The 7,191-nt window shown below is 68.8% G+C and carries 7 protein-coding genes; 5 read left to right on the top strand and 2 right to left on the bottom strand.

What is annotated here, in order from left to right:
• Positions 1-1,598: Na+/H+ antiporter NhaC family protein (locus tag V5A20_RS12305; RefSeq protein ID WP_332327463.1), on the bottom strand; the 1,598-nt coding region annotated here is incomplete at its 3' end.
• A gap of 76 nt (positions 1,599-1,674) precedes the next feature.
• On the bottom strand, positions 1,675-1,992 hold the full coding sequence (locus V5A20_RS12300) for a hypothetical protein (protein ID WP_332315682.1): 318 nt from the start codon (positions 1,990-1,992) through the stop codon (positions 1,675-1,677).
• A 136-nt stretch (positions 1,993-2,128) separates the two neighbouring features.
• On the opposite strand from V5A20_RS12300, the gene V5A20_RS12295 reads away from it, so the two are divergent.
• From V5A20_RS12295 to V5A20_RS12275, 5 genes are all read left to right on the top strand, one after another.
• A complete protein-coding gene (locus V5A20_RS12295) occupies positions 2,129-3,130 on the top strand; it encodes a D-alanine--D-alanine ligase family protein (protein WP_332315683.1) in 1,002 nt (333 codons plus the stop codon).
• A gap of 82 nt (positions 3,131-3,212) precedes the next feature.
• Positions 3,213-4,415: a KamA family radical SAM protein gene (locus tag V5A20_RS12290; RefSeq protein ID WP_332315684.1), complete on the top strand. Its 1,203-nt coding sequence runs from the start codon at positions 3,213-3,215 to the stop codon at positions 4,413-4,415.
• A gap of 101 nt (positions 4,416-4,516) precedes the next feature.
• Positions 4,517-5,965, top strand: a complete 1,449-nt coding sequence (locus tag V5A20_RS12285; RefSeq protein ID WP_332327462.1) for a GGDEF domain-containing protein — start codon at positions 4,517-4,519, stop codon at positions 5,963-5,965.
• 86 nt (positions 5,966-6,051) lie between these two features.
• Positions 6,052-6,444 carry an Mth938-like domain-containing protein gene (locus tag V5A20_RS12280; protein ID WP_332327461.1) on the top strand — a complete coding sequence of 131 codons (393 nt, stop codon included), beginning with the start codon at positions 6,052-6,054 and terminating at the stop codon, positions 6,442-6,444.
• Between the two features lie 18 nt (positions 6,445-6,462).
• Positions 6,463-7,191: 4'-phosphopantetheinyl transferase family protein (locus tag V5A20_RS12275; RefSeq protein ID WP_332327459.1), on the top strand; the 729-nt coding region annotated here is incomplete at its 3' end.

The raw sequence follows: 7,191 nt of genomic DNA, 5'->3' as shown, positions 1-7,191 counted from the left end.
GCGAGGAGCGTGTACAGGACAATGGCGAGCGCGCCGGCCACCGACGCAAGGGGAAGCTGCGTGTTCACGTGGTCCATTAGGTCTGCGCCGGTGGCGAGCGACGAGAGGACCGTCGTGTCCGAGATGGGCGAGCACTGGTCGCCGTAGACGCTGCCCCCCACGACCGCCGCGAAGCAGAGCGTGATGAAGAACGGATCCTGCGAGACGCTCCACGCCAGCGGCAGGGCGACCGGAAAGACAACCGCGTAGGTGCCCCACGACGTGCCGGTCGAGAAGGCAATAATGAGACAGAGCACCACCAGCAGGCCCGGAAGCACGGCGGGCGGAATGGCCTCGCCGACGGTCGCCACCACGTACTCGGCGGTGCCCACAGCGTCGGCCACCTCTTTCAGCGACACGGCCAGCGCAAGGATGATGGCACCGATGGTAACCCCCTTGCAGCCGTCGATGAAGCCATCGATCACCTCTTGGAACTCCATCCCCTTGAACAGGGCGAGCGCCATCCCTACCAGCACGGCCAGCACAAACGCCTCCGCGATGAGCAGGGTCGGGTTCTCCGTGTTGCCGAGGTAGAAATAGGTGTAGAGGTACGGCAGGATGGCCACGCCCAGGAGCGTCCCGATGGGCCCGACGAAGTCGACGAGGCCCGGCGCGTAGTCGTCCGGCACGTCCATCTCCGTGAGCTCGCGCGAGGTGAGGGGCGTGGCCCCGTCCCGGTCGAGCTTGCCGGTCGTGCGGGCCCGCTCGGTCGCGTCGCGCATTTTCTTGCTTGGGACCCAGGGCAGCACCTCCCAGGCGAAGAGGAGCGTCAGGGCCACCGCGAAGAGGGCGTAGAAGTTGGCCCAGATCGACGAGAAGAAAAACGCAATTCCCTCCTGGGACGTCTCGATGAGCGGGATGGTGCCCGCCACGAGGCCGCCGACGTAGATGGGCCACACGTTGAACGGGATGAGGGTGGCGGCCGGCGAGGCCGTCGAGTCGACGACGTAGGACAGCTCCTCGTGCGACACGTCGTGCTGATCGCCGATGGGACGGGCCGTCGCCCCGGTGAGCACCGTCGAGATGGTGCCGCCCTGGTGGAAAAGGAGCCCCATGAGCCAGGTGAAGAACTTGGCGGTCTTCGGGCCGGTCACCATCTTCTGTCCCGCCCAGTTCGCAAACCGCAGCGCCCCTCCGGTTCGGGTCCAGAGCCCAATCAGTCCCCCGAGCGCCCACAGGTACACCAGCAGAATGAGCGCGAAGTCCTCCGTGCCGATGGCCGGAAGCAGGAACGCGTCGATGATGTTGACCTGACCCGCAATGATGCCGCCCGCCGCGATGCCGATGAAGAGGGCACTGACCACCTCCTGCAGCCAGAAGGCCAGGACAATGGCGATGAGCGGCGGCAGCACCGACCAGAAGCCGTAGTGCCCCTCCGCCTTGGGAATGTCGCCAGCTACGTACACCGCTGCGCCGAGCCCGCCCAGCACGAGGGCCGCCACGACCCATCGCCGCCACCACGGCGCGTTGCCCCCAGGATCCTCGTCGGGCTCGGGGGCGACAGATCCGGATTCCTGCACGTCAGTCATCGAGGCGTCGGGATCGGCGGGGTCGGGCATGGACGGCGGGTGGGTTCTTGACGTCGAATTCCAGCCCCCAAATAAGGGATCGGCGACCACGGACGCCAATTCGTCTCTAGGCTCCAGTCGCCTCGTCTCGACCCGCACCGTCCCCGCCAGTGACCTTTCCGATGCCCCGCATCACCTCCTCCACGACCGATTTCGCTTCGGACTCCGCCCGCTCGACTGCTTCCACCGCCACGGTGGTTCCTTCAGCGTCGCGACGGTCCAAGACCACGAGGGCCGCGTGACAGGGCGCACCGTCGGCCTCTCCCGCCCCGCCCATCGGGCTGACGGTGGCCACCCGCCATCCCTGTTCGAGGTGAACGTTCAGTTTCTTGAGCCCCTCGTGGCCATCAGGCCCCGTGCGCACAATGAGTGCCTTCTGGGTCATGGGTCCGGGTGGTTGCTCCGGCAAAGTGTGGGTGCGGAGTGAACGACGAAGCCCGTGATTTGTTGGGGCGGTTTATTTCGTATTGCGTAGTGCGTAGGGTGCTGACACCCAACGTAAGAAATACAAGGCACGCAGTATGCAAATTGGTCTTCTCTACGACACCTTCGACGCCTATCCATGGGCCGAGGATGACCCGTCGGACGCCGACGCGGAGTACGAGCCCAAAGAGACGGTGGACACCCTCGCCGCGGCCGTGGAGCGCCTCGGGCACACCCCCGTCCGCATCGGCACCGCGGTTGACCTGCGAGACCGGCTCGGGGAGGGCCTGGCGCTCGACGCCGCAATCAACATCACAGAAGGGGCCCACAGCCGCAACCGCGAGGCCTACGCGCCCATTCTGCTCGAGATGGGCGGGATCCCTTGTCTCGGCTCCGACGCCCTCACCCTCTCGGTGACGCTGGACAAGGCGTGGACCAAAGACCTCGTCGCGGCCGCCGAGATCCCCACCCCGCCCCATCGGGTCTACGACGCGGCCAAGGCGGTCGACGCGGACGACCTGCCCGGCCCCTTCCCGCTGTTCGTGAAGCCGCGCCACGAGGGGACGTCGAAGGGCATTACGCCCGGAAGCAAGGTCGAGGACGTGGCGGCCCTGCGGCAAGCGGTGGAGCGCGTGACTTCCACGTACGACCAGGACGCGATCGCGGAGGGCTTCGTGGCGGGCGGCGGCGAGTTTACCGTGGCCGTCGTGGGACACGACCCGCCCGAGGCGCTGCCCGTCCTCCAGCGCGGCGTAGAACCGACCACCGGCATCGGCCTGCACGCCCTGGAGCACCGCGGCGCCCCCACCGCCAAGGAGGACTGGGACTATGAATTGCGGGGCGCGCTCACCGCCACCCTCGAAGACCGGCTCCAGGCCCTGACGCTGCGTGTGTTCGACCGGCTCGACTGCCGAGATTTTGCGCGGGCGGATTTTCGGGTGGACGCCGAGGGACAGCCCTGGTTTCTCGAAATCAACCCGCTGCCGACATTCAAGCCCGACGACACCTTCGCCATCGCGGCAGAACTCATGGGCCGAGACTACGAGGACTACCTGGCTGAGGTGTTCGAGCAGGGCCTGCGGCGGCTCGGCCTCGTGTAGACACGGGGCCCACCCGCAACGTTGCGTCGCAGGCCGCGTGTAACCCCTGTTCGCGCTTTCGACGCACGACTCCCCTTCCCCGATGGCACAGACGGACTCCCCGCTGGGACGCGACCATCCCCAGTGGACGAACTGGCGCTGGCAGATGCAGAACCGCATCCACAGCGCCGAGGCGCTCCACGAGTGGATCAGCCCGACCGACGACGAGCGGGCGGCCATCGAGCGGGCCGGCGACACGTTTCGGTGGAACGTGACCCCGTACTACGCGAGCCTGATGGCCCCCGACGACCCGTCCTGCCCGGTGCGGCGCCAGGCGGTGCCCACGATGGACGAATTCGGAGACGACATCGTGGATGAGCTCGACCCCCTCGACGAGACCGGCCACGAGCCCGTCAAGAACCTCATCCACAACTACGAGGACCGGGTGGCCTTCTGCGTCACCGCCGAGTGCGCCATCTACTGCCGCTACTGCCTGCGCAAGCGCATGGTCGGCGACGCGGAGTATTTCATGCGGACCGACGAGCACCAGGCCGCCATCGACTACATCGCGGCCCACGACGAGATTCGGGACGTCCTCTTGACCGGCGGCGACCCGCTCACCTTCAACGAGGCCAACCTGGAGTGGCTGCTCAGCAGGCTGCGGGCCATCGACCACGTGGAGCTGATCCGGTTCGGCTCGCGGATGCCGGTGAAGCTGCCGTACCGCATCACCGAGGACCTCTGCGACCTCTTGGCCCGGTACCACCCCCTCTGGATCAACACCCACTTTAACCACCCGAAGGAACTCACCGAGGACGCGGCCGCGGCCATTGCGCGGCTCAAGGACGCCGGCGTCCCCGTGGGCAACCAGACGGTGCTCCTGCGCGGGATCAACGACGACCCGGCCACGATGAAGGCCCTCAACGAGGGGCTCGTCCGCATGCGGGTGCGGCCCTACTACCTCTACCAGGCGCAGATCATCGGCGGCACCGGGCACCTGCGCACCCCCATCGAGGCCGGCATGCACATCCTGCAACAGCTCCGCGGCCGCACGTCCGGGTTCGCCATCCCGGACTACGTGCTCGACACGCCCCACGGGAAGGTACCCCTCAACCGCAGCTACGTGAAGGGCCGCGCGGGGGACCACGTGCTGATGGAAAGCTACGACGGCTCGCTCTGGGCCGAGCCGAACCCGGTGCCGGACGGATATGACCTGCCGTTCCGTCTTCCGCCGGTCGACCTGCCCCCGGACGTCGACACCATCCCGACGACCGCCGCCGCAGACGCCCGCGCCGCGCGAGCATAGATTCGAATCGGCGTTCATCTTGTTGACATTACCGCCGGGTGGGAATACCTTCTACACTCCACTCATTTCTTCTCGCAGAGGGAGACCTGTCCCGTTGTCGCATGGTTCGGTTCCTGCTCGTGCTTCTGGCCGTCCTCGTCGTAGGGCTCTCCGTCCTGTTCGGCCGTCCGTGGCTGTACGTCGTCACGGGCCTGATCCTCGTCGGCGGCCTCGGGGGGCTGGGCTGGTGGCTCTGGGCCCGGTACCAGGAGGACCAGACGAGCCCAGAGCGTCCCCGTCCGGAGCCGGACGCCGACGACGCGTCGCTCGACGAGCTCGGCATCATGGACATCCAGCCTCAAGAGGCGGGCCCCGCCGCGTCGGACGCCGCATCGGACGAGGCGGCCGACCGTGGAGCAGAGCCCCCGCCCGCCGCGACCGCTCCCCCGGAACCGCCCCCGCCCTCGGACGCGCCCGCCGGGGCCACCCCCTCGCCCACCCCCGAGTCGTCTCCGCCCTCGTCTCCCGAGGCTCAGCCGACCCCGGAGCCGTCGGACTCACCGACGGCCCCCGTGTTTGCCCCCCTACTCGAGGCGGCCCGGGCGGCCCTCGATGCCCAGACCGTCTGTCTTCTCGTGCAGGAAGACGTGGCCCTGACCTACCGCATCGAGGCGGCTGCCAGTCGTGCGCCGTCGGCCCGCAGCAGCGGCTCGTTCGACACGCAGACGCCCCTCCTTACCGCCACGATGTCGCGGGAATCCGTCACCCACCGGTCCCTCACCGGGGCCGAGGTGGCGGTCGAAGACCTGGGCTATTACGACGACCCGCCGGCAGTGGACCACCTGGCCCTCGCCCCTGTCGCCCAACCGGACGCCTCCGCCACGACCTTCCTCCTGGCGGACGCCCCGTCCGACGTTGACCTCGGATCATCACGGGCCCGCACCGTCCTGTCCCACTTTGCCGACACGGTGGCCCTCCTGCTCGACGCAGACCGGTCGCCCGACGCGGCGGAGGCGGAGCCGTCGTCCGAGGACGCAGACGTGGGGCAGGACACCGATGTCGTGCAGGACGCCGACCTGCTGTCGCAGAAGACGAACGGCACGGTCGAGGCCGACACCGAGCCGGACGACGACCCGGACCAGGAGTCGCCCCGCCCCCGTCGCGAGCTCATTGCGGAGGAGATGGAGGCCGCCCAGTCGGCGTCGGAGCCCCTGGCCCTGGCCCTCGTCCACCTCAACCGGGCCGAGTCCATCGCGCGCCAGGGCGAGGAGGCCGTCGCCTCCGCCGAGCGCCTGTTTCAGGCCCGCCTCGAACAGAAGGCGCCCAACCGGCGGGTCGAGCGGTTCGGCGAGCTGACGTACGGCGTCTTCTTTCGGGCCGGGCCCGACACCATCGAGCCCTGGATCGCCGATTTTGAGGGGGCGATGGCGGACGAGGAGGGGCAGCTCGAAGGCGGAGCGAGTGTTGGCGTGGCGATGTGGACCGACGAGTCGCCGGAGGCCCTCCGGACCGCCGCCACCGAAGCGCTGCGGGAGGCATACGAGACGGGCACCTGCACGATTGTGACGTAGCCCGGCGTGAGAACCTGACGCCTCCCGTCGGTGTTTTAGAAAAGACGACCCTCTCGTCGTCTCCGCCACGAAGCCGTCCCGCCGCCATGCCGACGACCGACTCGTCCCCACGCATCACGCACGTGTCCTGGGGCCGCCTGGAGGTCGAGCCCCCGTCCGATGACGGCCCCCAATCGTTCAAGGACGCCAAGCTGTATCCGGGCGGGGCCCGCGCCTGGGACTGGAACGAAACCGGCACGTCCCACACGCCGGGGATCCAGCCGGCCGACGTGGAGGAGCTGCTGGAGCACGGCGCCTCGGTCGTGGTCCTCTCCCGCGGCATGAACCAGCGCCTCCAGGTCAAGCCCGAGACCCTCGACCGGCTCGACGCCGCGGGCGTGGACGTCCACGTGGCTCCCACCGACCGGGCCGTCGAGCAGTACAACGAGCTGCAGGCCGCCGACGAAGCCGTTGCGGGCCTCTTTCACTCGACCTGCTAGCCTGCCCAGCGTGTGGTCATGGACCTGGCCTCCCCCGCGTGGACTTCGTCGTGGCCGGAGGCGCGTCCGGTCAGTGTTTGGCGGCTTCGCCTGGACGCGCTCGCCGACGACCCGGCGGCGGTGCTTCGCCCCCTGACCGTTCCGTCCGAGCACGAGCGGGCCCGCCGCTACCAGTTCGCCGCGGACCGGCACCGCCACCTCGCCGGCCGCGCGCTGGTTCGCCTCGTCCTGTCCCGCCGGTACGACTGTACGCCGGACGCACTCTCGCTCACAACAGGCCCTCACGGCAAGCCCACGCTGCAGGACTCACCGGCCGATGGTCCCCGGTTTCACTTTAACATCGCCCACACCGGCCCTGTGGTCGTGGCGGCCATCAGCCACACTCAGCCCGTGGGGATCGACGTGGAACCGCGGACCCGGTCGGTTGATGCGGCCGCCCTCGCAGAGCGCGTCTTTACAGCGGCGGAGCGGACGCAGTGTCGGTCCCGCCCCCCTTCGCACCGACGGACGGCCTTCCTGCACATGTGGACGTGCAAGGAAGCCTTTCTGAAGGCCACGGGCGAGGGCCTGCACCGCGCTCCGGAAACGATCGAGTGCATCGTCGACGGCCCCACCGTGACCGCATTCCGGGATGCCCCAGCGCTCCGAGAGAGCCCCCCGTCCGCCCCCGCGGCGCGCTGGTCGGTCCGGCCCTTCAGGGCAACAGACAACGTCATCGGGGCGCTCGTTCGGAAGGACGCCATTCCA

Origin of the sequence: Salinibacter sp., assembly GCF_036626415.1 — a bacterium.
Lineage (GTDB): Bacteria > Bacteroidota > Rhodothermia > Rhodothermales > Salinibacteraceae > Salinibacter.
The sequence above is the reverse complement of the archived record's forward strand: the minus strand, read 5'-3'. Positions and strand labels throughout refer to the sequence as shown.